We start from the raw sequence: 20,964 nt of genomic DNA, 5'->3' as shown, positions 1-20,964 counted from the left end.
TTTGATCGTAGTGGTCTGTGCCGCGTTGCACTGATCTGTCCAGTTTTTAGTTGCGAGGTGTGATTTTACGGTGCCGTCTTTTAGTATAAAAAATTTATTGGTTTTTAGGGGGTTAAAGTTGAGCGTTGGTTATGCAGAGCGAATAGCATTTAGACATCTTCTCGAATTTGATCATAATATGGATGTTGCGGAATATGAACGATCAGGATTGGTGGTGGAGTCTGAGTTTAATGACGAAGTGTGTCATATTTGCCGAGGTAAGCTAAAGCATTATCGAGAGCCAAAGGAGATGAGTCGGGGCGACATAGTGGAGTTTGATGAGATAATAAAATCTAAACCCGGATCATCTTTTATTTTGATGTGCAAGAATTTATTCTCTTGCCCTAGGTGTGGTTGGTGGTGGTCAAACGAGCGAGGAGTGATTTATCCGTCTGGTATAAACTCGCGAAGTCCCGATGATTATTGCCCAGGGATAGAAAAAATAGATATATCGAGCAGCAAGGTTGCTATTGATGATCTGGTTTTTCATCTGACCAGAAAGTGGAGTGATCGCAAGCTGATTTCTGCGTCAGCAGCAGAGTTACTTGTGGGAAGTCTTTTAAAAGAGCATCTAGGTTGTGACGTGGTAAGTGCAACAGCCAATACACATACTCAGGATGGGGGGATAGATTTGCATGTTTGCCACAAGGGTGGAAAAATACTATCGGCGGTCCAGGTGAAGCGAAGAATAAATCGAGACGTGGAAGGGGTGGCGGAGGTTAGAAACTTCCTAGGAGCATTAGCCATTGAGAATGTTTCTAAGGGAATCTTCGTGACTACTGCGACAAGGTACAGTAAAAAAGCTTTAGAGATTCCGGATAAACTAAAGCATAGTGTAAATGCTAGGTTAGAACTCGAGCTTTTCGATGGTGAAAGATTGCTTGAGCTACTTAAGAGCCTGCCTCGAGCGAACGCATTGATTCTTCCAAAGGAAGTATCTGGTCTAGACATTTGGTTGGACGATAGCAATAACGAATTTACCACGCGGCAAATATTGTACGGTTATTAATTTGTTGTCGAAGGGATAAATAAATCAGCTAGTTATGGCGTTCGGTGAAATCGAATCCGGATCCGCAGAGTCCTGAGGCTATCCATCTACTTGATCTGGATATGCCCACAGAAGGTATCAGCACGGGAAGTGGAATGCTGCTATTCGTCACCAGCATGGCTGGACAGCTTTACCTGGTGATTAGCGTTTACGTCGCTCGGATAACACTAAAAGAGATTATTGCGCATGCTGAGGCCCCATAATTTATCCAGCTTGTTTTTAGGGGAGGTGTAGTAGGCGGCACGCCGCGCCTCCAATGAGATAGCTGGAGACGGTTGGCGAGGTCCTTGTGGCGATGACATCTCAGCGTCTGCGTTATCACTGGCGCATTAAGTTAATAAATCTCGATGGTCGCTGCGGCTTAACGTCTCCCCAAGGCATTTTTTTGAATCGTGGGTAGGTTATATATATCCATCTTCTAGATCGAGTGACAGCTACAAAAGCATTATTTTTCTCTTCATCGAGTTCTTGTTGGCTCTTTGCTCTATAGTCCGGAAAAACTCCCTCGCACATACCCATCAAAAACACGATATCTTTTTCCAAACCCTTCATCGTGTGAACAGTACTCAACATCAAGCCTTTAGGATCGAACTCTTCACTTAGCTGACCTAGCGCCATAGCATTCCTAAATGCGAGTAATGAGTCACCTAATCCTTTTCGTTTGAAATATGTCCAAAACGCTCTAAATTCTTCAAGTTCTTGAAGAGATAAAGCTATCTCTTCATCGACTTCTATAGAATGGGTTGAACCTGCGGCCTCTAGGGTGTCTTTAAAAAAAGCATGCATCTTGGGGATGTTTGGCTGGTCAGTATTTAAATCATGAATTGCTTTAAGTAATAGGATCTGGATGTCTGCCAATGGTATAGCAGAGCGATCAACGAGCCCAGCCAGATCTAGAAGGATGTTTCTTCCTCCCCAGCTGGCGGGGGGAGTAACACCGAGTGTAGCACAAAGCTTTTTACCATCAACCCAGTCTTTCGGATTCAGTTTGAGCCTGATAGATAGATCTAAAACCTTTCCAAAAACAGTAGTGGGTTCGGTCAAGCGCTCTCCTTTCTTCAGGAAGTAAGGAACAGAGTTGGCCCGTAACTCTTCTTCAAGTGTAGTAAAAACGAATCTGTTTCTCGCGATTACAACCATCTTGCTGAAATCGATGTCTCCTTCTATTTCGGGATGAGTTGCGTGCGCTACCAGATCAAGGATTGTCTTGCAAATCCAGGACGCCTCTTGCTGTTCATCGGCAAGATCTTGGATCAATTCATATCCCTTCAAGGCAAAGCTCGACACCTCTTGGCTTCCCGGTTTTATTTTGTTCGCGAGCCTAATAACAGACTGAGAACTTCTATAGTTCTGATTAAGTGCGAACTGGGCTGGAGAAAAATCTTTTACGAATGATTCGCATAAATACTGATGAGACGAACCGTTAAAGCCGTAAATCATCTGGTTAGGATCGCCGACCATGAAAATACTTGTAACTCCATCGCCACACAAAGCTTTCACAAACTCATATTGGGCCTTGTTTAAATCTTGGGCTTCATCAATACATAGGTGTTTGTATTTTGCTCTATATATGTCTCCGCACCAAGGCTGCTCCAAAAGAATCCTGTGGGCGTAGACCAAAATGTCATCAAAGTCTATGCCGCCGCTGGATAGAAGTGCTTGTTGGTAAGTCTGGAAAGTAGACCAAAATCCTGCGTCTTTAAATCGAGATTTTATTTCTGATTCGCTCAAAAGTTCTCTTTTAACCAAAGAGAAATTATCCATATAGTCTTGGATTATTTTTGAGCGATTTTTTTTCAGATTATGATCATCAACATTAAGAAACTCATCAATGTCCACCCCGCTATCACGCAAGGATTGAAGGAAAACGGCCTTTCTATCCAAGTCCCTTTCGTAAATTTGGAGATCGGCGGGTAGTCCGATTGTATGCCCATATTGCTCAAGTATTCTTTGAGCCACTGAATGTACGGTAGCTATCCAGCACCTATCCTCGACACCTTCTAGGTCGCTTAACCGCGAAAGCATTTCTCCGGCTGCTTTATTTGTAAAGGTGAGAGCGATAATTTTGTCTTTTTTGGTTTTTTGCACTATATGGCGAATGCGCTCAGTTAATACGCGCGTCTTTCCGGAGCCAGCCGAGGCAAGAACCTGGATTGAAATTCCAATCGGTGCTTCTACAATCGCAATTTGATTAGCTGAAAGATTCATTACAATCCGGCCCCTTTTTTGATATTTTCAAAAAGCTCTATGATTTTTGGCGGCAGGTGAGCGGGGTCTAAAGTGCAGAGTTTTTCAGCTATCGCCGGAGCAAAGCGTGGTTTGCTTGAATCGAGTATTTCACAAATCGCGATATCTTCACCGCCTGCCTTTTTATAATCTCTAATAATATCAATGAAAATGGGCTGGCCACATGATTTACAAGGAGGTTGGTTAGTCTTGGCGCGTCCGGAGGAAGTCCCGTTTCTTTTTTCAATCCAGCGATCAACTGCATCAACTCCGTCCAGATCGGTAATGACCGATACTACCAATTCCCTATGGCCGGAAGAGAGTAGATATCCTTCGAAGTCAGTACCGTCGAGGATAGTTATATTGTCGCAGTGTGTCACATCGGTTGCACCATATACTCCGCTGTACACCTTAGTCAGGCCGCGGACGGCTTCAGCCTCACCGTCACTAAATATAAACAGCGGAATTGAGAAATCCCTTGCGAAACTGAGAAAAGGAAGATATTTTTTTCCGGATCCGCCAACACCTATGAAACTCACACCTAAGACAAACGGATCAAAATTAAAATATTTTTTAAATAGGAGCGGAAGGGCCTGTTCTTCTGTTTCCCCTTCACATAGAACAAGAGCTTTGGAGAAAATTATTTCCCCCCTTGAATGCATGACCTCTCTTTGCAGACGTCTCTTATCCTCGGGATCTAATCCATTAGCCAACTGTCCTACAAAAATGTCGTCTTGGCGCTTTCGTAGATAGCGGATATAGGACTGTTCAGCCATGGCCGCGAGGTAGGGTGAGTGTGTACTAACAACGACTTGGCCTTCAGAACTTGCCAGTTGGTGATAGAGCGTCTTTTGAGCATTTGGGTGAAGGTGCGCCTCTGGCTCTTCAGCAGCCAGGATAGGGAAAAATGGCTCCTCTTCTTCTTTGTGTTTGTTTGCCGTCATTTCCAAAAAAGATTTTACGGTCAACATTGATGCCCAGCTGCGAGTACCCATTCCATGATATTCCATAGAAAACGAATTGCTGGAGTCTTCCCCGAACTGGATCGAAAAGTGTTTCGATAGATCGCGAATTTTTTTGGGGAATGGTGTGATTTCGGCGCTTCCTGCTCCTTGGAATGACGCACTAAGCGATTCTAAGTGTGCCTTTAGGTTTTTAAGCTCCTCACTTTTGCTAACAGCTTCGTTATTTGCAAGAGCTATGACTTTCTCCATTGAATCAATATCTGCTTTTTCATAGGAGACACTCGAAAGTATTTTTCCTACAAATGAATATTTGTCTTTTAACTCGTTATGTATGTCTCGCTGGGCATCAATTGGTATTAGTGACAAGTTGAATCTTTTATTGCCCAGACGAGTCTCTTTAACAGACGCAGTTTGCCAGTCTGTATATTCCGGCCATTTGTCGAGTGAAAACCTATTGGTTTCAAATCCACCCTTTATCAAGTTTGGGCGGCTATTTGAGCGTAATGCCACAAATTGACTACCATCAGCTTCTGACTGAATGCTATCGCCAAAGTGCTCCATCCAAGCGGCCGGAAAGACTTTGGCTCTCGCTCCGGTGGCATCTATTGGCACAATTCGGGAGTCCACTTTTATTTCTGTGGCTCGCGTCTGGTCTTTAGATATATGGAAATCTTCCTCTGTTAGAAGTCGCGCATAATCTCCGAGAGAAAGTTGAAGCGCTTTGATTACGGAAGTCTTCCCAGAGTTGTTCATCCCGATTAAAACTGTAACTGGGGATAAATTTACCTCTAGTTCTTTTACACCTCTGAAGCCCGCAACCCTAACGACGTCCACTAAGATTTCCATATCCTTCCTCTAGGTATTTAATGCTGCGGTGAAAACCACCACCGCCCGAAGGACGGATTTTCTTACCTTCAGGCTACAACTTCTTCCGGGAAATGTGGAGTCTCCCTTAAGCACCGTGTGCATTTAGCATCCCCCTCCCTCCAAAAAAACGGCGGTACCGTCCAGTCATGAACACTATCGGCAAGCAGTCGACTCAGACAGTCGCCGCCGTGAAAGATAGCTTATCTCGTGGATTTGGCTTGCTTGCGGATGATGGCTCACCTGAGAAGCAAAAGCCTCCGGCAAAATGCCAAGGGAGGCCGCCAGCTACCTAGGGGGTAGTAATGACCGTTTTCCAAGCCGAGATACGAGCAACTGAATTGTCAGCCCATAGTGGTATCGGGTAGCTTCACTCTTGTTTCTTAATCGGTGATTCAGAAACCACGCGAGATGTTTTCGCTGCCACGTCCATGGGTTATCACGCTGCCAGTATTCAGCTATCGCTGCATGGATAATTTTTGCCTGCTGCATATGTCGATGGCGAGTCGCGCTTGAGCCGGTCAGCTCGCCACTCAAGAACAGCTCTATATCGAATGGCTTACTCATGGTCGGCCTCCGATATAAGCCGAGACAACGTCGATACGACCGTGCCCCAGTTCACGGCTGATTTGTTCTCGGGCTTCTCGATCAATGGCTCGGTCTTGTTGGAAACAGTTGCGACTATTGACGGGAGCGGGATGCCCGGTGATCTCTTCGTAGCGCTCGCAGGCATAAGCTGCGCGCAGCTCATGGAAGCCTTTCAACTCGTATTCATGCAGCACATTTCGGGCTGCTCGGACGACGTCTTTCATGAACTCGACGTAGCTCTCCTCTCGCGCCAACAGGTTGCGGCTTCTGCCTGGCGATGCCTCCCTGGCAAATGCCAAGGCGTCATGTATGCGATTGTTCACAGTGATCCAGCGTGGTGCCGATGCACCTGATCGGCCGCCCTTGGTGCCATCTTGGATATTGATCTTGCCAAGAAGCTTGGCTTCGCGTTGAAGTCGAGGCAGGTCCGCTAGGATGGCCTCTCTCAATCGCATCCCGGTTTCGCGGGCTAATACTATGATTGCAGCGACTCGCTGTTGCTGAAGGCTGCAGAGCGCCTCAAGCACCTTTTCTACTTGTGCGCGATCTTGGCCATTCGGTGCCTTGCTACGAATATTTGAGCGATGCATGCCTAACGCTTTACTCGGACTCAGTACTCTCACATTCCGGTCACCGCGAAGTGCTGACATAGTCCGGTTCACACTGGACAATCGGTTTTGTGCTGTAGCGATGCTGATTCCACCTTGATCTACCTCGTGGCGCAGAAATCTGGCGTAGTCCAACAACGTCTGCCGATCTATCTGCCGCGCATCATTGAACCCCGGCCCATCCTCCGACCGACACCACCGAACAAACGCCTGCCAGCGATCACTGTGCGCCTTGACCGTGCCGTAATGCCCGCCGCCAAACATGTTCTGCAACGCCTGCGGTCCGGCATAACTCAATTGCCGACCATAGCCAAAATTGCGCCCATCTCGTCTACCGACCAATGCCATGATTAAACGCCTCTCGAAGCCAAAACTTTTAAAACTTTCCCCACGTCATCCCGCCACGAATGTTGAGTGTTATCAGGGATCAAGGCCCCTGCGGCCTGTGAGGGTTGTCCACTAACGCGGGACTGGCGGCTCTTTACGACCAGGAGCTTGGGCATTTCATGATCTGGCCTCCTGAACACTTACGCAGAAGTGGGCGGGTGGAGGCTGCACTGGCTGACGAGACCAACGCCGCGAGATCCTGAGTCGGGTGAAGGCAGTGATGCGATGACTGGGGCATGCCTGACTGTCAGTCAGGTGCAGCCCATTCCGTGGGCTGCGGCACCATCATCTGCATCGCTGTTGCTAGTGACTTCGGTGTTTGTCACGCCGATTGTCACGAGGGGGAATGCCGCAAAGCCTTGTACGAGTTGGGCTGCAGCAGTGGTAGGCGCGCCCGTCTCTTTCCGGGAGAAAGAGACGGGCGCAGGTTGGCGCAGTGAAATGGCCAAGCGGATAGGTTGCTGCAGGGCAGCTGGGTAGGGGTATGTATTTGCCGCAATGGCAATGACTGAAGTAGGCATCCATCACTCGGTGAGTGACTGTGCGAGCCGCCGGACGCTAATCGCACTTTGGGTGAACCACCACGGTGTGGCGTAGCCTTAAAGGTTCTGGCTACCTGGGTTGCTGTCAACGACAGCGCTTGCCCGATCTTTTCTACGCCTGTGGATATTTTGGGTCAAGGCTCGAATTTTCGAGAGTTCTGCGGCTGTGGATGAAATTATCCACCGGTGGAAATCCGTGGTTTTCCACAGACAGTTGTGTGGGCTTTAGATTTTTTAAATGAGGTCCATCCAAGCAGGGCGGCTTTGCAGCCCCGCTTGGATGGACCCGCGTGGAAGGGCGGACTCCGGTGATCTCATTGGCTTACCCACGTTTGGATGCGCCACGGCTATTTTGTAGGGCGGTAATGTTGTCGCCGACTGGGTGAGCGAACTCGTGGGGCGTCACATGCCCATGGCGGTTGGCGTCGATGTAGTTGCTCCACCACGCCATGATCAGCCGACGCTGTTCGAGGAATTCGGCCTTGTGGATATACGCGGCACGCACGCGGTTGCGTTCCTTGTGGCTCATTTGTCTTTCGATGGCAGCGTCGGTCCATAACCCGGACTCCAGCAGGGCGCTACAGGCCATGGTCCTGAAGCCGTGGCCGCACACGTCCTTGCTGGTGTCATAGCCGACGTTGCGGAGCATGGTGTTCACCGTGTTCTCGGACATGGGCTTCCAGTACTTGTGATCGCCCGGTAGCACCAACTCTGAAAAGCGACTGAGGCTGCGCAGGCGCTCCAGTATTTCGATGACCTGCGGCGATAGCGGAACCATTTGAATGTCGCCGTTCATCTTGGTCCCACGTGTGGAGTTGCGTACCCCTTCAATCGGTGCGCGCGTGTCGGGGATTTCCCACATGGCACGTTGGAAATCGAACTCACTCCATCGTGCGAAGCGCAGTTCGCTGGAGCGGACGAATACGTGCAGCGTCAACAGGACGGCAAGGCGCGTCAGCTCGCGGCCGTTGTAGTTGTCGATGCGTTGTAGCAGTTCGGGTAGGCGGTTGAGGGATAGGGCGGGGCGATGGACTGTGCGCGGCGCGTGAATCGAGCCTGCCAGATCCAGTGCAGGATTCATGGTGATCTGCCGAGCCCTTTTGGCCCCGCGCATGATGGTGGATAAGTAGTTCTGTACCCTTAACGCCACATCCATGGTGCCGCGTTCCTTGATGCGCTGGGTGATCTCTAGCAGGTCGTGGGTATCGAGTTCGGCGATGGGCCGTTGGCCGATCAGCGGGAAGACGTGGGTGCGCAGTCGGCTCATTACGGTTTTTGCGTGGCCTTCGGTCCAGCGACGGGACATGTCGGCGTGCCACTCCAGAGCAACGGTTTCGAAAAGCAGTGCCGCCCGCTGGGCTACGATCTTGGCCTTCTTCTTTTCTTCCATTGGGTCGAGGTTGTCGAGCAGCAACGCTTTGGCTTCGTCTCGCTTACGTCGTGCGACGGAAAGGGTAACGATGGGGTAATTGCCGATGATGAGCGTACCTTCCTTGCCGCTAGGCTTGGTGTACTTCAAGCGCCAGGTCTTCACGCCATTGGGTTTGACGAAAAGGTACATGCCGCCGCCGTCGAACAGTTTGTAGGCGCGTTCGCGGGTTTTGGCCGTGCGGCATTGCAGGTCGCTGAGAGGGATCGCTAGACGTGGCATAGGGGTACGCGCTCCTGACCGGGAAATCGCAGTACCCCTAACATACCCTCGGGGAAGGGGGATTTTGTTGGATCCCGACAGAGGGTCCTGGAACGAAAAAACCCGCCAAAGGGCGGGTTTTCGGGGCTTCCAGAGCATTCGGTGGAATGCAATGGAGCCTAATGTGGTGCCGGCACCAGGAGTCGAACCCGGGACCTACTGATTACAAGTCAGTTGCTCTACCAACTGAGCTATACCGGCGTGTTGGGCGACGATTATAGCGATTGGGTTGGTTCTGTAAACCCCTGAATTCAGACTATTTTTGCGCAGGCGTCAAGCTGGCCCCGCGGATGCTTCTGCGGGGCCGAGCGATGCAATTGCTTTAGCCCCTTACACGCCGTTTTTAACCGCGTTGATCAAGTCCTGGCTCAGCACCTGCGCGGGCGCCACTTGCACGCTTTGCGTGTAGAACGGTGGCAGGTTCTGGGCCAGTGTCGAGAGCGCTTGGGCGGTGGTGTTGCCCGGCAGCAGCACGTATTGGAGGTTGGACGGATAGCTCTGTGGAACCGGGCCTTCCATGGTCGAACCGTACGCGCCGAAGGTCATCACGGCCTGCGGGGTGGTGGGGTCGGGGGCGTAGAGGAAGACGAAGGTGCCGTATTTTGGATGCGTCAGGTATTGCTCGGCCTGGGCGCGAACCGCTGGGTCGGGGTCGTTCATCAGGGTCCAGCGCATGACGGCGTAGCTGCGGGTCGTTTCCATGAACGCTGTACGAATCGGCGACTGGTTCTCAACGCCTCCCAGGCACACCAGCAGGTTGCCGAATGGATCGATCAGCGCCACCGAGTTGAACACCGTGCTTTGTTGCGCGGTTTTCAGCAGGGGAGGAGCGAGCTCGGCGCCAGGGTCACGTGGGTTGGCCGATTGCACAGTCAACGCAAACGGGCTGAGCGCAGTCAGTGCCTGGCGGACTTTGCTGTTGGCCGGCAGGTTTGCCGGGTTTTGCAGTTGATCCGGCGGCAGACCGCTGTTGTTGCTGGCCTCGCGGACGGTGTTGACGCTGGCGGAGAAGATCGAACTGGTGAGGAAGTAAGCCGCCGAGTCGATGGTCTGGCCAGCAAACACCGGACTGGTCGAGCCCTGATAGGCACGGCTGACCGGCGCCGCAATCGCGTAATAACCCCAGGTGGCCTGCGCTTGTTGGCAGATCTGCGGCGGCAGCGATGGAAAGGTGAACTGGCTGTTGTAGTTGATGCCTGCGTAGTCATCGATCGCACTGACGGCGACGTTAAATCCTGCAGTCAGCAGCGAACCGGCGCACATGGCGCACGGGTCTAGCGTGGTGACGACGGTCAACTGATTGGGCGGTGGCAGGTTCAATGGCGCGACGTTTTCGTAGTACCAGTCCACCAATTGCCGCTCGCCGTGGGCGGTTGGGTCATGAGGTAGAAAGTACGTGGTGCCACTGCCGGGGAAAGGCATCAGCACGTTGTTGTGCAGCGCAGCGATGACCTCGCCCGTTGCGTTGTTGATGATGGCGCCGCCCACTGCGAAGGTTTGCTGCAGCGCAGCATCAATGGCTTGGTTGGCGACGGTATCGACGGCTTCCTGTGCACTGTTCAATGTGCTCATGATTTTCCCAGCTCCTTGCTGTTTGAGCGCCAGTAAAATCTGGCGTTTGGCAAAGATAGTTGAGGTTTCGCCGGTCGTTATGTTGTTTTGTCTTAATGCTTATGCACAACGGCAACTGTTCTGCACCTGCTTAGTGGCAAATTTGCGGAGCCGTTCTCATTTGGTCGCAAATGCCTGTTTTTCCGATTTTTTTACAGGTGTACGAAAATTGAACAGTTGTGTTTCTGCCCCGAAACAGCTGGATATATTGGATCCACGATAATTTCATCAACAGAGTTATCCACAGGTTGAGGCGTTTTAAGGGCGCTCAGCCAGGATCAGGAAGTTACGCGGGGTGAGCGGGGTTTCGCAGAAGGTGCCGAGGCGGACCACATACCCCTGCTCGGAGAGGAAAAGGGTTCGATCGAGTACCAGCCAAAGCTCCAATGGGCGTCGGAAAAGTCCGCGCAGCAGCTCGAGATTGCGTACTTCGGCCAGTCGCTGCCAACCGGTAGCTTCGAGCGCTGGCCAATCGTGCGCTCCGATTGTGGATAACTCCTTGAGCGCGGCCAAATGATGGCAGTAATCAGCGAAGGATTTATCCAGCCAGGCACTGGGCAGCGACGGGGTTGGCAGGTATTCGTCAACGCCGCGCAGTTGCCGTTGCAGCAGGTCGAAACCCAGGCGCCGGGCCATGGAGGTGTCGCGCTGGCGTCGGACGCGAGCGCCGGCGGTGACGGTTTCGTTCATCGGCAGCGAGAGATCTTCGAGCGACAGTTGTAGGTCGGATCGTATACCCGCAGAGGAAAGCGCCTGATATTTGCTCACACTGATCCGGTTGTAGCAGCAAGGGGCGATGGCCAGCTGCTTGCAACCGGTGGCGCTAGCGAGTTGCATCAGCCGCACATGGAGATCACCGCAGGCGTGCAGCGCTACCGGCGTGTGGCCGGCCTTCAATAAAGAGGCAGCCCCCGGCGCGAGCACGTCTTGCTCGACGTGAAGCGCATGCAAATGATGACGCTGACTGAGTGCCTGGCCGCTGAGGACCAGCGCCGGGTCGTATTCCAGGCAAGTGAGCTGCTGGCCGGTTTGTAACAGGCGTCGCCCCAGATGTCCTTTGCCCGAACACCAATCCAGCCAATGCTTCGGCGCCTCAGCAAATTCCAGCCGACTGGCAAACGCCTCGATCTGCTGCCACTTGCGCCCCGGCACATCGACATTCAGCCGATGGCCAGCTGCTTCGAGTGCGTGAGGCGGCAATTCAGCTACAGCGCTCAGTTCGAGGGACAGCGCCGCCAGTGAAGCGAATGGCTCCGGCGCCTCCAGAAGAGCAGGTTGGTTATGAGCATTTTCCGCATCGTCCAATGACCTGCCGCGTAGCCATGCAGACAACTCGGGGTAGGGCGCTTCCCACGGAAGCCGCAGGTGAGTAAATGGACGAGGCTTCCACAGCGCCTGATGCTTTGTCAGAAAAGCATCCAGCGCCGTGAAGCGGGCGAGTAGGGCCTCGCCCGTCAGCACGTAAGAATCAACGCCCTTGGCAGGCATCGACGCGCAGCCAGCGCTCCAACTGACGGAACGCCTGCACCAGTACAAACGACATCAATAGATAGAACACACCGGCAGTAAAGAACATGTCCACCGTCAGGTAGTTGCGGGCAATGATGGTGCGCGCCATGCCGGTGAGTTCCAGCAGAGTGACGGTGCTCGCCAGAGAACTGGCCTTGAGCATCAGGATCACTTCGTTGCTGTAGGCAGGCAGGCCGATCCGTGCCGCTCGCGGCAGGATGATGAAAAACAGCGCCTTGGCCTTGGACATGCCCAATGCGCGTGCCGCTTCGATCTCACCGGGCGGAATCGCCTGGATCGCTCCGCGCAGAATCTCCGCAATGTAAGCCGCCGTGTGCAACGTCATGGTGGCCGTGGCGCACCAGAACGGGCTTCGCAGGTAAGGCCACAGGACGCTGTCGCGCACCGCGTCGAACTGCGCCAGGCCGTAATAGACCAGGAACAACTGAACCAACAGTGGTGTGCCGCGAAAGAAAAAGATGTAGGCGTAGGGAAACGCGCGAACGTACCAAAGCTTGGACGAGCGCGCGATGCCCAATGGGATGGCCAGCAGCAGGCCGAGAATCACGGCGATGCCCACCAGCTCCAATGTCAGGGTGGCGCCCTGGATGAACTTCGGCAGCCATTTGTAGATGACTTCCCATTCCATTACGTCGTCCTCACAAAGCCGCGGGCGGCGCGTTTTTCCAGAAAATGCATGCCTACCATGGCCAGTATTGTCAGGCCCAGATACATGAAGGCCGCGACCATGAAGAACGTAAATGGATGTTTGGCGAAGGTCACGGCGTTCTGTGCATGACGCATGATTTCTTCCAGGCCGATGACGGACACCAGTGCCGTGTCCTTCATCAGGACCATGAACAGGTTGCCCAGTCCCGGCAGGGCGATGCGCCACATCTGCGGCATGATCAATCGGGTGAAGATGCGAAATTTCGACAGCCCCAACGCCACACCCGCTTCGCGGTGGCCTTTGGGGATAGCCAGGATCGCACCACGAAACACTTCCGTGGCGTAGGCGCCGAAGCATAGCCCCAGTGCAATTACGCCGGCAGCGAAGGCATTGAGTTCGAGGTCGGGCTTGCCGAAGAACTCGCCCAGGGCACGCATCAGGTTGACCGTGCCGAAATAGATCAACAGCACCCAGAGCAATTCAGGGATGCCGCGAACCAGGGTTGAATAAGTGCCGCCAAGCCATTGCAGCGGCTTGTACGGGGAAGTCTTGGCCAAGGCGCCGAGCAGACCGAGCACCAGCCCCAGGCACAAGGCCGAGAGTGCCAGTTTCACAGTCATCAGCGCGCCAGCGGCGAGCGCCGGGCCGAATCCGTAGAGATCGATAGTCATGGATTTCTTTTCAAATCGCGCAGGCAATGCCAGGGACTGGCGCCGTCAGATAACGGCGCCGGCCCGACAGGTCAGAATCAATAGATGCTGAACGGGAAATACTTGTCGTTGATCTTTTTGTAGGTGCCATCAGCGACGATTTCTTTCAGTGCGGTGTTCAGCTTCGTACGAATCTCATCGCCTTTACGTACAGCGATACCGATCTTGTCGCTTTCTTCCACCGGGTCGCCTTTGAACTCATAAGAACGGCCGGCGTCGCTTTTCAGCCACTCGTAGTTGACGTACTTGTCCGCCAGGATGGCGTCCAGACGACCGGAAGTCAGGTCGAGGTAGGCGTTTTCCTGGGTGTCATAAAGTTTGATTTCGACGCCTTCCATGTTGTCTTCCAGCCAGGTGCCAGCGAGGGTCGCACGTTGTGCACCGATCACTTTGCCTTGCAGGGAAGCCTTGTCGGTTTTGAAGTCGACGTTTTTCGGCGCGATGAATTGCAGCTTGTTGGAGTAGTACGGGTCGGTGAAGTCCACCGCTTGCTTGCGCTCGTCGGTGATCGACATCGAGGAGATCAGGAAGTCGAACTTCTTGGCGTTCAGGGCCGGAATGATGCCGTCCCAGTCAGACGTGACCACGGTGCATTCGACTTTCATCTTGGCGCACAGGGCGTCGCCGATTTCTTTGTCGAAGCCGACGACATTGCCACTGGCATCTTTGTTGTTGAACGGCGGGTAGGCCGCTTCGATGCCCATCTTCAAGGTCTCGGCGGCGGCACCGGCGCTGAAGGCCAGGGTGACGGCAGCCGCCAGGAAGATTTTTTTGTAGTTCTGCATGCGGGTAGCTCCGTTAGCGGTTGCTGGACATGAATTGTTTGCAGCGCGCCGAAAGCGGGTTTTCGAACACCTGCTGTGGCGATCCTTGCTCTTCTACCAAGCCTTGGTGGAGGAACACCACCTCGCTGGACACCTGACGGGCGAAACCCATTTCATGGGTGACCAACAGCATGGTGCGGCCTTCTTCGGCCAATGCGCGGATGACATTAAGTACTTCCTGGACCATTTCCGGGTCAAGGGCGGAGGTGGGTTCGTCGAACAGGATCACCTTGGGCTGCATTGCCAACGTGCGGGCAATGGCGGCGCGTTGTTGTTGACCGCCGGAGAGTTGCGCCGGGTAGGCGTGGCGTTTGTCCGCGATGCCGACCTTGGCCAGCAAGGCCTCGGCGACTTCGATGGCCTCGGCCTTGCTCTGGCCGAGTACGCGGCGCGGCGCTTCGATGATGTTGTCGAGCACGCTCATGTGCGGCCAGAGATTAAAGTTTTGAAATACAAAACCGATCTCGCTGCGCAGGCGGTTGATCTGCTTGCCATCGGCAGCAACCAGTTCGCCGTTCTTGGCGGCCTTGAGCTTGAGTTCTTCGCCGGCCACCAGGATTTGTCCCTGATGCGGGTTTTCCAACAGGTTGATGCAACGAAGGAAGGTGGACTTGCCGGAACCGGAAGAACCCAGGATCGAGATCACGTCGCCGTCGCGGGCGGTCAGCGAGATGCCTTTGAGCACCTCAAGCTGTCCGTAGCGTTTGTGCAAGTTGCGGATTTCAAGCGCGGGCGTGGCCTCAGCCATGTGCGTTCCTCATAAGTATTTCGCTCCTGCTATTGGCGGCCTTCCTGGCGAGGCGGCCAAGCTAGCATAGCGTCTGAATGACAGCCAACAGCGCTACGGACGCTAAACAGCTGGCGTGTGGCAGGTTGTCGCATCGGTACAGCAGACTGTCGCGCTGCTATCAACCGAACAGCCGTTTGAACCCTGTCTGTCGATAAAAAGGCTGGGGCTGCCCCGTAAAAAAGGGCGCGATGTTGCCAGCTTTGACGGGGGGTTGGAAGCGCTAACCGGCCAAACGTTCCTGATCCGCACTTTTATTGTGCATCGCGTTATTTTTGGGTGTGTTTCTGGTGCGCCACTTCGTTCCTGAAAGTGGGTCGCAGGGTAACGCTCTGGCGAATTGCCATTAATCTCAATGACTTGCGATGACTGTCCGGTCCGGCGGAGAGCCCCATGTTTGGGTGCTTTGTAATATTTTGGCGCAATTATTGCGTGCAGAATACGGAACGCCCTGTTGGTTTCTTTTTACGAGAAGGAACGCCACGCCGGGTGGACGTCGTCGCTTTTCCTTACAAAAGGTAGTTTCAATGAGCAGTACCCCAAGCTCCAATGGCCTCGAACAGGGGCTCAAACCGCGTCATGTGACCATGCTGTCGATCGCCGGGGTTATCGGTGCCGGCCTGTTCGTCGGCTCGGGCCACGCCATCGCTGCTGCAGGCCCGGCTGTGCTGTTGGCCTACGCTGCCGCCGGTATGCTGGTGGTGCTGGTGATGCGCATGCTTGGCGAAATGGCCGTGGCTTCGCCGGACACCGGCTCCTTCTCGACGTACGCCGATCGCGCGATCGGTCACTGGGCCGGTTTCACCATCGGCTGGCTCTACTGGTGGTTCTGGGTGTTGGTGATTCCGCTGGAAGCCAACGCCGCCGCGACCATCCTGCACGCCTGGTTCCCGAATGTGGCGATCTGGGCCTTCACCTTGGTCATCACCTTGCTGCTGACGGTGACGAACCTGTTCAGCGTGAAGAACTACGGTGAGTTCGAATTCTGGTTCGCCCTGGTCAAAGTCATCGCGATCATCGGCTTCATCGGCCTCGGCGTTCTGGCGATTTTCGGCTTTCTGCCGACCAGCCAGGTCAGCGGCGTTTCCCACTTGTTCGACACCCAGGGCTTCCTGCCAAACGGCATGGGCGCAGTGTTGGGCGCAATCCTGACTACCATGTTTTCCTTTATGGGCACCGAAATCGTGACCATCGCGGCCGCGGAATCGAAGAACCCTGGCCAGCAAATCTCCAAGGCCACCAACTCGGTGATCTGGCGGATTGGCTTGTTCTACCTCGTGTCGATTTTCATCGTTGTGGCCCTGGTGCCGTGGAACGATCCAGTACTGGCAGCCGTCGGCTCCTACCAGACCGTGCTTGAACGCATGGGCATCCCGAATGCCAAGCTGATCGTCGACATCGTGGTGCTGGTTGCTGTGACCAGCTGCCTGAACTCGGCGCTGTACACCGCTTCGCGCATGATGTTTTCTCTGGGCAAGCGCGGTGATGCACCGGCCGTTTCCCAGCGCACCAACAAGAGCGGCACGCCGTACTGGGCCGTCATGTTGTCCACCGGTGCTGCGTTCATCGCGGTTTTCGCCAACTACGTGGCCCCGGCCGCCGTGTTCGAATTCCTGTTGGCCAGCTCCGGCGCAATTGCGCTGCTGGTGTACCTGGTGATCGCGATTTCGCAACTGCGTATGCGCAAGCAGCGCATGGCACGCGGTGAAAAAATCGCTTTCAGCATGTGGCTGTTCCCGGCCCTGACCTACGCGGTGATCGTATTCATCGTGGCGGCCCTGACCATCATGCTGTTCCAGGAAGCGCATCGCGTGGAGATTCTCTCGACCGGTCTGCTGAGTTTGTTGGTGGTGGCTGCCGGTTTGTTTGTGGCTCGTCGTCGCAAGCTGCAGAAGATGGGTGCGGTGGTGCTGAGCTGATTCGCACCGCATGACGCAAAACGGCCGCTGTCAGAGATGACAAGCGGCCGTTTTTGTTTCTGTCAGTTGTGCCGGGCTCAATCGGGGTGAACCCAGTCTTCTACGCGTAGCCCTGGAACCCGTTCAAATTCTCGCAGGTTGTTGGTTACCACTATGAATCCGCGTGAACGTGCGTGGCCGGCAATCATGTGGTCGTAGGGCCCGATAGGCGTGCCAGCCTTGGCCAGCTCGGATCGAATCATTCCGGTATGCGAGGCTGCTTCATTGTCGAAAGGCAAGACTTCAAGGCGTGCCGCAAAACCCTCGATCACAGCGAGGTTTTTTTCGGGTGCTGCTGATTTTTCCGCACCGTAGATCAACTCCATCAGCGTGACGGCGCTGATACATAGCTGCCCGTCATGACGGTTGAAAGCTTCTCGTACGATTTGCGGTTTGTTCTTTATGGTGAAGATGCAGATGTTGGTATCGAGCATGTATTTGATCATCAGAACGACTCACGCTCCTGATCGGCGGGTTGTTCACGATCGGTCATGAAGTCTGCACTTACGCCATCCCCGTCGAACCAGCTGTCCCATGTTTCATCTGCGGGAGTGATGATGCGAGCTCTGCCGATGGCAACTACGTTGACTCGTTTCACGTCGCTTGGCATCGCAACAGCTTTGGGGAGGCGGACAGCCTGGCTTCGATTGCTCATGAAAAGGGTGGTCTGTTCCATTTTGGCCTCCTGCATTTGCGGGGTTTGTGAGCCAGAGAATAGATCTCTTAGAGGATATGTCAACGGGATATACACGGTTGCTGACGAGGGGATCGATTGTTTCAGGTGAGTGGCTTCCAAAGAAAACGGCCGCTGTCAGTGATGACAAGCGGCCGTTTTTGTTTCTGAGGCGAGTGTTTACTCGGCCTTTACTTCCTGAGCATCCAGCGACTCGCGATAGCTGTCGAGCGCCGCGCCGAAGTCAGTGATGAACTGCGGATCCGTCAGCCAGGCCTGGGCGGTGTCTCGGTCCATGCCGTCGGTCCACATGCGGTAATCGATCAGCATGTCGGCGGCCAGGTGAGTGGCGGCCATGGCTTCGTTGTCGGCGTTTTCCATGTCCAGCAGTTCTGGATGGTCGCTGATGATTTCGGCGAGGTCTGACAGCAGGGTCAGCAGCATGTCGTTGCGGCTGGTGGCCTCTGCATCGCGCATTTTGCTGAACATCGCCAGGGTGTATTCCGGGATCGGCTCGCCGATTTCGCCGAGGTCATCGTCCAGTGCGGCGGGTTTTCTGCCGTGGATATTGATTTGCTTGGCTTTGATCTTGGCGCGTTTGGCGCGTTTCTGTTGCTTGTTCAGGGAGGCCATGGGAACTCAGTTCGATTTCTGTTGGGTTTGGGCCGCGATGGCGTCGGACGCCGCCACGTAGTCAGCCTGGAAGGCCGGGGATTCGATCCACGCCAGTGCGCCGGCTTCGTCCACTTCGGTGGACCATTGGCGGTACTCGATCAGCGCGGCGACGATAAAGTCTGTCGCTGTTTCTTCGCCTTCCTGCTCCAGCACCAATGCGAGCAGCGGGTGTTCGAGGAAGGCCTTGCACATGGCTTGCTGGCTGATCTTTTGCGCGTCGATCATTTCTTTGAACAGGTCGGTCAGGTCCACCGATTCAAAGTCGATGCGGTCGTCGTTCGGGTCCAGCTCAACCGGCGCAGCGGCCCGTTGGGTGCGGTTCTGCTTGGCCTTGGCTTTGGCGCGTGTGGCGCGTTTGTTCTGCTTGTTGGCGGATGCCATGGGCTCGTTCCGTATTCCGATGAGTGGGCGCATCAGTCAGTTGCGTGGCACTAGCCGCCCGGGTGTGTCGGGGGCCAGTTTGCCGGTCTGCAACCAGGACAATGCAATGGGCCATAGTGTGGCTTGGTATGGGCTACGAAAAAAGGCGAAATGTCCGACTTCTTGTTCGCCGATGTCTTCGGGGGCGATTCGCAGGTGGCTGTTCGTGCTGTTGGTGAAGTAACCCAGCAGCCGTTCGATGGCTGGAATCGTACCGTAAGGATCGTCGCTGATGCTGATGGCCAGGGTGTGTGCGGTGACGGATGAGAAGGGCAGGCGCCCGGTCTTTGCGTGAAGAACGCGACCGCTGGGGCGTTTCTCGTAGTGCGCGGTGGGCATGCTCCAGTCGCGAACCACCCCAGCGGGGGTGTCCTCTAGCCAGCCGAGACGTTTGCCGGGGAAGTAGCCGCAAAGCAATGTCATCAACGGCATCACCAGATGCCACTTGCCGAACATCCGCCAGCGATGGGCGGGTGCGTAATCGCGCCAGTAAGCGAATTGCGCCCCGACGGTCAGCAGACGTCGAATCAAATGGCCGGACGCTCCCAGGCCCGCTGCACAGCCTCCAAAGCTGTGGCCGACAACATCGATGGGTTGCCCGGGAAATTCACGCTGAGCGCGCTTGAGCATCGCCTCAAAGTCCAGCGCGCCCCAATCTGACCATGAAGCACGCAGTCCTTTCAGCGACGCGGGGCGCGAGTCGCCAATGCCACGGTAGTCGTAAGTGATCACGTCGAAGCCGTTGGCGAACAGGTAATCGGCGAATCGCGAGTAATGGCGGCAGCGGACGGAGGTGGCGGCGTTGATGATGACCACCGGGCGGGTAGCGTCGTGACGGGGGTGCCGCCAGGTAAAGCCGCCGAGGCTGTAGCCGTCTGCGGCGGGCTCCTTGAACGGTTCGCCTGCCGTAGATATGCGCGGTGGCAACTCGGCTTGAGTGGGTGCCAGTGAGGGCATGTCCTGCAAATTCATCGGCGTCGGACCTTTGCGGGTAGCTGCCAACGATAGTCTTCGCGCAGCGCATGAACAATCCACCCGTGCTTATCGGAGCCTGCGCTTGAGTATTCGCTCCTCAAGCACCGCCCATTCCCGATCCAGTTCTGTGCGAAGTTCCTCCTCGCTCGGCAGTACCAGTCTGTAGGTACTGGCGAACAGTTGTTCGTTGCCTTGCAGCACTGAATAGCGCACCACCGATTCATCTTTTTGCGCGCAGAGAATGAGGCCGACGGTGGGGCCATCCTCCGGTCCGCGCTTGAGGTCGTCGTACATGCGCACGTACATGTCCATCTGGCCGGCATCCTGGTGGGTCAGTACGCCGCGCTTGAGGTCGAAGATGACGAAGCACTTGAGCAGGTAGTTGTAGAACACCAGGTCGATGTAGAAGTCTTTGCTCTCGGTACTGATGCGTTGCTGGCGTGCGATGAAGGCGAAGCCTTTGCCCAGTTCGAGCAGGAAGCCCTGGAGTTGATTGATCAAGGCTTGTTCAAGTTAGCTTTCCTGGACCAAGCCCGCATTGGGCAGGCCGAGAAACTCCAGTAGCACGGGGTCGCGGATGAAATCCCGAGGGCTGGCGTTCATTTGCTCGATATGGGTGGCGGCTTCCTGTTTGACCGCCGGCCGGTCGCGACTCGCCAGCAAGCGTTCGTAATAGAGGGTATTGATCTGGCGCTCGAGGGCGCGACTTGACCAGTTCTGCATCGCTGATTCGTTCATGTACCAATGGCGAGCGTGGTCGTTCTCGACTCGTAGCAATCTGCGGTAGTGGGTCCAGCTCAATTCATGACGCAGTGCGTCACGAATTGGGAATGCTTGATAGAACAGGCGCATGTAGCGAAGGTTGGAGATGTCAAAGCCTTTGCCAAACTCTGCTGTCAGACTCTTCGCCAGCGTCGCCAGCAACTGCTTCCCATATCCCGCCCGCCGGGCCCCCTCCTGCTCGAACTCCACAATATGCCGTCCGATCTGCCAACAGGTTTGCACCTGGACGGTATCGACCGCTCGCAACACTTTCTGGCGGGCTTCACGGATCGACTCGCCAAGATTTCCGAGCAGTGAAGTGATCTGTGAATCTTGAGTGTTACCGGGTTTGAGAGGACTCATGACATTTTCCGCGGCTGAAGGAAACAGGCGGAAAAGGATGGCAAAAGAGTGGTAGTCCGCGATGCCGGGC

General features: G+C 54.6%; 17 protein-coding genes, 1 tRNA gene and 1 pseudogene. 2 read left to right on the top strand and 17 right to left on the bottom strand.

Features of this window, described 5'->3' with window-relative positions:
- Window positions 1-118: 118 nt before the first annotated feature.
- Window positions 119-1,048 carry a restriction endonuclease gene (locus PFAS1_RS09690; RefSeq protein ID WP_156886711.1) on the top strand — a complete coding sequence of 310 codons (930 nt, stop codon included), beginning with the start codon at window positions 119-121 and terminating at the stop codon, window positions 1,046-1,048.
- A 357-nt stretch (window positions 1,049-1,405) separates the two neighbouring features.
- Here the strand turns inward: PFAS1_RS09690 and PFAS1_RS09685 are convergent, their stop codons facing one another.
- The 11 genes from PFAS1_RS09685 to PFAS1_RS09625 all read right to left on the bottom strand — a co-directional run bounded on the left by PFAS1_RS09685 (window position 1,406) and on the right by PFAS1_RS09625 (window position 15,029).
- On the bottom strand, window positions 1,406-3,295 hold the full coding sequence (locus tag PFAS1_RS09685) for an ATP-dependent helicase (RefSeq protein ID WP_076029007.1): 1,890 nt from the start codon (window positions 3,293-3,295) through the stop codon (window positions 1,406-1,408).
- Window positions 3,295-5,124, bottom strand: coding sequence for an ATP-dependent nuclease (locus PFAS1_RS09680; RefSeq protein WP_076029006.1), 1,830 nt, complete (start codon window positions 5,122-5,124; stop codon window positions 3,295-3,297). The genes PFAS1_RS09685 and PFAS1_RS09680 overlap by 1 nt, the downstream gene beginning before the upstream one ends.
- A gap of 581 nt (window positions 5,125-5,705) precedes the next feature.
- Window positions 5,706-6,686 (bottom strand): integrase domain-containing protein, encoded by a 981-nt coding sequence (locus PFAS1_RS09670; RefSeq protein WP_076029004.1) that lies wholly within the window; start codon window positions 6,684-6,686, stop codon window positions 5,706-5,708.
- Window positions 6,687-7,589: 903 nt separating this feature from the next.
- A complete protein-coding gene (locus PFAS1_RS09660; protein ID WP_076029003.1) occupies window positions 7,590-8,918 on the bottom strand; it encodes a tyrosine-type recombinase/integrase in 1,329 nt (442 codons plus the stop codon).
- A 164-nt stretch (window positions 8,919-9,082) separates the two neighbouring features.
- Window positions 9,083-9,158 (bottom strand) — tRNA-Thr (locus PFAS1_RS09655).
- Between the two features lie 129 nt (window positions 9,159-9,287).
- The gene (locus PFAS1_RS09650; protein WP_076029002.1) at window positions 9,288-10,529 is read right to left on the bottom strand and encodes a nucleoside deaminase; all 1,242 of its coding nucleotides are present in this window, start codon (window positions 10,527-10,529) and stop codon (window positions 9,288-9,290) included.
- 297 nt (window positions 10,530-10,826) lie between these two features.
- The gene (locus PFAS1_RS09645) at window positions 10,827-12,056 is read right to left on the bottom strand and encodes a methyltransferase (protein WP_076029001.1); all 1,230 of its coding nucleotides are present in this window, start codon (window positions 12,054-12,056) and stop codon (window positions 10,827-10,829) included.
- Complete coding sequence (locus PFAS1_RS09640) at window positions 12,037-12,726, bottom strand: ABC transporter permease (RefSeq protein ID WP_074872677.1); 690 nt, start codon at window positions 12,724-12,726, stop codon at window positions 12,037-12,039. Before PFAS1_RS09640 ends, PFAS1_RS09645 begins: the two co-directional genes overlap by 20 nt.
- Window positions 12,726-13,418 (bottom strand): ABC transporter permease, encoded by a 693-nt coding sequence (locus PFAS1_RS09635; protein WP_076029000.1) that lies wholly within the window; start codon window positions 13,416-13,418, stop codon window positions 12,726-12,728. The genes PFAS1_RS09640 and PFAS1_RS09635 overlap by 1 nt, the downstream gene beginning before the upstream one ends.
- 77 nt (window positions 13,419-13,495) lie before the next feature.
- Window positions 13,496-14,242, bottom strand: a complete 747-nt coding sequence (locus tag PFAS1_RS09630; RefSeq protein ID WP_074872681.1) for an ABC transporter substrate-binding protein — start codon at window positions 14,240-14,242, stop codon at window positions 13,496-13,498.
- A 13-nt stretch (window positions 14,243-14,255) separates the two neighbouring features.
- Window positions 14,256-15,029: an ABC transporter ATP-binding protein gene (locus PFAS1_RS09625; protein WP_007897462.1), complete on the bottom strand. Its 774-nt coding sequence runs from the start codon at window positions 15,027-15,029 to the stop codon at window positions 14,256-14,258.
- A 566-nt stretch (window positions 15,030-15,595) separates the two neighbouring features.
- Between PFAS1_RS09625 and gabP the strand changes: the two genes are divergently transcribed.
- Window positions 15,596-16,987, top strand: a complete 1,392-nt coding sequence (gene gabP / locus PFAS1_RS09620; protein WP_076028999.1) for a GABA permease — start codon at window positions 15,596-15,598, stop codon at window positions 16,985-16,987.
- 77 nt (window positions 16,988-17,064) lie between these two features.
- Here the strand turns inward: gabP and vapC are convergent, their stop codons facing one another.
- The 6 genes and pseudogenes from vapC to PFAS1_RS09590 all read right to left on the bottom strand — a co-directional run bounded on the left by vapC (window position 17,065) and on the right by PFAS1_RS09590 (window position 20,894).
- Complete coding sequence (vapC, locus tag PFAS1_RS09615; protein WP_076028998.1) at window positions 17,065-17,472, bottom strand: type II toxin-antitoxin system tRNA(fMet)-specific endonuclease VapC; 408 nt, start codon at window positions 17,470-17,472, stop codon at window positions 17,065-17,067.
- Complete coding sequence (gene vapB / locus PFAS1_RS09610) at window positions 17,472-17,702, bottom strand: type II toxin-antitoxin system VapB family antitoxin (protein ID WP_033058311.1); 231 nt, start codon at window positions 17,700-17,702, stop codon at window positions 17,472-17,474. Before vapB ends, vapC begins: the two co-directional genes overlap by 1 nt.
- A 177-nt stretch (window positions 17,703-17,879) precedes the next feature.
- Window positions 17,880-18,332 (bottom strand): hypothetical protein, encoded by a 453-nt coding sequence (locus PFAS1_RS09605; RefSeq protein ID WP_076028997.1) that lies wholly within the window; start codon window positions 18,330-18,332, stop codon window positions 17,880-17,882.
- Window positions 18,333-18,338: 6 nt separating this feature from the next.
- On the bottom strand, window positions 18,339-18,755 hold the full coding sequence (locus PFAS1_RS09600; protein WP_076028996.1) for a hypothetical protein: 417 nt from the start codon (window positions 18,753-18,755) through the stop codon (window positions 18,339-18,341).
- A 36-nt stretch (window positions 18,756-18,791) separates the two neighbouring features.
- Window positions 18,792-19,766 (bottom strand): alpha/beta hydrolase family protein, encoded by a 975-nt coding sequence (locus tag PFAS1_RS09595; RefSeq protein ID WP_076028995.1) that lies wholly within the window; start codon window positions 19,764-19,766, stop codon window positions 18,792-18,794.
- Window positions 19,767-19,835: 69 nt separating this feature from the next.
- Window positions 19,836-20,894, bottom strand: a pseudogene (locus PFAS1_RS09590) (PDDEXK nuclease domain-containing protein).
- Window positions 20,895-20,964: the final 70 nt, after the last annotated feature.

Source organism: Pseudomonas frederiksbergensis (assembly GCF_001952935.1).
Classification (GTDB): domain Bacteria; phylum Pseudomonadota; class Gammaproteobacteria; order Pseudomonadales; family Pseudomonadaceae; genus Aquipseudomonas; species Aquipseudomonas frederiksbergensis.
This window is presented reverse-complemented; position numbering and strand designations above follow the sequence as displayed.

Excerpts from the sequence above, each read along its gene's own strand:
- PFAS1_RS09685 (WP_076029007.1), bottom strand. The coding sequence starts at position 3,295 with ATGAATCTTTCAGCTAATCAAATTGCGATTGTAGAAGCACCGATTGGA.
- PFAS1_RS09680 (WP_076029006.1), bottom strand. The coding sequence starts at position 5,124 with ATGGAAATCTTAGTGGACGTCGTTAGGGTTGCGGGCTTCAGAGGTGTA.
- PFAS1_RS09670 (WP_076029004.1), bottom strand. The coding sequence starts at position 6,686 with ATGGCATTGGTCGGTAGACGAGATGGGCGCAATTTTGGCTATGGTCGG.
- PFAS1_RS09660 (WP_076029003.1), bottom strand. The coding sequence starts at position 8,918 with ATGCCACGTCTAGCGATCCCTCTCAGCGACCTGCAATGCCGCACGGCC.
- PFAS1_RS09650 (WP_076029002.1), bottom strand. The coding sequence starts at position 10,529 with ATGAGCACATTGAACAGTGCACAGGAAGCCGTCGATACCGTCGCCAAC.
- PFAS1_RS09645 (WP_076029001.1), bottom strand. The coding sequence starts at position 12,056 with ATGCCTGCCAAGGGCGTTGATTCTTACGTGCTGACGGGCGAGGCCCTA.
- PFAS1_RS09640 (WP_074872677.1), bottom strand. The coding sequence starts at position 12,726 with ATGGAATGGGAAGTCATCTACAAATGGCTGCCGAAGTTCATCCAGGGC.
- PFAS1_RS09635 (WP_076029000.1), bottom strand. The coding sequence starts at position 13,418 with ATGACTATCGATCTCTACGGATTCGGCCCGGCGCTCGCCGCTGGCGCG.
- PFAS1_RS09630 (WP_074872681.1), bottom strand. The coding sequence starts at position 14,242 with ATGCAGAACTACAAAAAAATCTTCCTGGCGGCTGCCGTCACCCTGGCC.
- PFAS1_RS09625 (WP_007897462.1), bottom strand. The coding sequence starts at position 15,029 with ATGGCTGAGGCCACGCCCGCGCTTGAAATCCGCAACTTGCACAAACGC.
- gabP (WP_076028999.1), top strand. The coding sequence starts at position 15,596 with ATGAGCAGTACCCCAAGCTCCAATGGCCTCGAACAGGGGCTCAAACCG.
- vapC (WP_076028998.1), bottom strand. The coding sequence starts at position 17,472 with ATGATCAAATACATGCTCGATACCAACATCTGCATCTTCACCATAAAG.
- vapB (WP_033058311.1), bottom strand. The coding sequence starts at position 17,702 with ATGGAACAGACCACCCTTTTCATGAGCAATCGAAGCCAGGCTGTCCGC.
- PFAS1_RS09605 (WP_076028997.1), bottom strand. The coding sequence starts at position 18,332 with ATGGCCTCCCTGAACAAGCAACAGAAACGCGCCAAACGCGCCAAGATC.
- PFAS1_RS09600 (WP_076028996.1), bottom strand. The coding sequence starts at position 18,755 with ATGGCATCCGCCAACAAGCAGAACAAACGCGCCACACGCGCCAAAGCC.
- PFAS1_RS09595 (WP_076028995.1), bottom strand. The coding sequence starts at position 19,766 with ATGAATTTGCAGGACATGCCCTCACTGGCACCCACTCAAGCCGAGTTG.